Genomic DNA, 3047 nt, shown 5'->3' on the forward strand with positions numbered 1-3047 from the left:
CTAAAGGCTGAGATCCATGAAGTCCAGTTCCGAGAATATAAAGATGAGAATGGATATAAATATAGAGACTATGAGATAGGCGATAAGGCGGCAGATACGGCTGAATTTGAAATTTCTGACGGCTTGATCAAAAATGCCCAAGCCCTGTTCAATATAGGGGAACTGCCTGATGGAGATTATTGCGTAGCGGTATATTATGAAGATAATAATATAACCTCCTTACCCTTTACTATAACTTCTGATATGTATTTTAATGGTCTTAGCATGGATTGGAAGCTTTCACCAAAGGCTGGAGAGTTCTTTTTAGACATATACGATGCTATAAATGTAGAGCCTTCGAAGATTACAGTAAAAGCTGCCACAATGGATGGGGAAGCACATGTTCTAAAACCTGTGACCGATGGGGCAGAGGAATACAATAGCGGTCTATTCATGCGCTTCGATAATGATCTGCCCGAGGCTTATTATCATGTCAAGGTCTATTATGACGGTAAAGAGATTAAGAACCCATATTATGAAGGGACTCAGGAGCTATTGGTTTCCTCCAATCCCGCCGTTATAGGCACATCTTCTTATGATAAAAAGGATTACAGGATATCTACTTTGAATTATAATCCGAATGTCGAATACAAGATTTATTTGTACGAGTACAATAAGGATGATAACGTCGATAAGAGGCTGCTAAAGACCATAAGTGCAGGCAAGCCTGATGCATCGGGCAGATTGATATTTGATAAAGCTTTGATAGATGATTTGCCCATGGGCGACTATGAGCTTTATATCCATAAAGCCGATGAGACCATAATGGGAAGAACTATGTTGAGAAAAAGAAACCTTCATTCCCAATCGCCTGCCGTAGGGGTGCCGAAGGTCTATATAAACAGCGGACAGCTATACACTGCATCGGAGACGGTTAAGCTTTACATCGATGCTGCAGGGTATAACTTGGTAAAAATAGCAAACACGGCAGAGGCATTGGGCACAGCTCCATATCAAAATGTTTCTCCTGTGATGAACTGGACTCTGGATAAGGAAAACGGCTTTAAAAATGTATATCTGAAGTTTAAGCAAATGGATGGCAAAGAATCTTCTGTCATAACCGCAGGCATTTGGCTTGACACCGTTGCACCTGCTGCACCCAGCGAGGTGGGAGTGAATGGAGAGCCCGCACAGGGAGGATATGTGGAGCTGTTTGCTAAAGGTGCTGAAAAATCAATAAAAGCATATGCGGATTTATATAAAGGCTCCGAAAAAATCGATACAGCATCATTGGGATATATAAAGTCTGAGAATGATAAATATGAGTTTTCCAGATGGATCCAGATTACTGAAGAATATGCTGATGTAGATAGAATAGAATTTTTCTTTGAAGACTTTGCAGGCAATGTATCCGAAAAAGCAGTGAAAAATATATCGATAAAAAGGCTGGCAAAGCTATACGGTTTGGTAGAAAAGGAAAATGGAGACAGAGTAAGGTACCAGGCTGTTCTCCTCCAGAAGAAGGCAGGGGAGGAATATATAGACTACAGCTGGACTTATGCTGACGGCGACGGACGCTATAGCTTTAATGCTGTGCCGGAAGGGGACTATAGATTATTATCTTATGCTCCCAGAGGGTATATAGATTTAGAAATTGAGCTTGCTGTAGGAACGGCTGACATAGGCCAGGATATTGTGTTTGCGGACAAGTATAAAGATGTAGGGAATCTGAAAGTAACGGTAAAGGATACCGAAGATAATCCAGTAAAAGGTGCAGACATTTATATATCAAATTGGGATATAGGCCAATACTTTAATGGTACTACCGTTGATAATGGCGAAGCTGTAATTAATGATATTCCTGCGGCGGATTATAGCATTGCATTATACTACGGCGCTTACTCTTACTATGAGGCGCAGCATATAACAATATTTAAAGATAAAACTACAGAAATTGAGTTTACAGTGCCTGTCATGGGAGAGATCAAAGGAAGCGTAAAGGATAAAAACGGAAATCCCGTTCAGAATGTTGAAATTTATGCTGCCGGGACAAAAGGTTCATACAGATGGGCCAGGCCAGGTGCTGATGGTCGATATACTCTGGAGGTTCCAAAGAGCGATGAGAGATATACAGTATATGTATATACCGACAATAGCACGCAGTTAACTGCAAACAGAAGATACACCGGCATTACACCGGATGGTGAAGATGCAGACTTTATACTCTACACAAAGCTTGATGTGTCAGGCGTAATAAAAGGCAGCGACGGCAAAAATATAGAAACGGCCATATATGCATCGGGCATTGATAATTGGAGCTGGAGCAGCACCGATAGTGATAGGGATGGCGTATTTAGATTTACAAAAGCCTTTGGAGCTGGCGGATATCAGTTTAATATTTGGGGAGTATCCGGATATTATTCTAAAGATGTTCAAAGGACAATCACTGAGGAAGAACTGGAAGCAGGCCAAGCAATTGACTTGGGCAATATAACTCTTGAGTCCTATAGCAGGGATATATTCAACGGAAATTTCAACAATGTCAGGACAGATGTAAGCTATGTACAAAAGGGCAAAAATATTACGGCAAGGGTGAATTATCATAATACCAAAGAGGCAGATCTCAGTAATGTGACCATAAAAGCCTCCATACCGGAGGGTACCTCTCTGGTTTCCGGCTCGGGAAGCTTGGAGAAGAAAATAGCCAAGCTCAAGGCCGGAGAAAAGGGCGAATTGACATTTATCATAAAGGTTGCAGATGATTTTGCCGGAAGCAGGATCACTATAAAAGCGTCAGCCATATATAACGGCAATACATCGCCTATAGGCTATGCAGATGTGGATGTGGTATCGGCTACAATAAACGCACCTGCAGAGGTGAAGTCAGGTACTGCCTTTAAGGTATACGGCGAGGCTACAATGGGCAGCGATGTGAGTATTATAGCAAAGAATACGGCTGATGGAAAAGAAGCGGTAATAGCCTTTGCAAAGCCGAACGGCAGATGGTATTATACCGATATCAAAGCCGGGCTTGCAGCAGGAAACTACAAGCTCTATGCAAAGGTTAC

1 protein-coding gene is annotated in these 3047 nt (G+C 41.8%); it reads left to right on the forward strand.

All coding sequences use genetic code 11. The features are described 5' to 3' along the window. A partial coding sequence (locus tag ABV008_RS12505) for a carboxypeptidase regulatory-like domain-containing protein (RefSeq protein ID WP_352420166.1) occupies positions 1-3047 on the forward strand: 3047 nt, incomplete at both ends.

It is taken from the genome of Proteiniborus sp. (genome assembly GCF_040308045.1).
GTDB lineage: Bacteria > Bacillota > Clostridia > Tissierellales > Proteiniboraceae > Proteiniborus.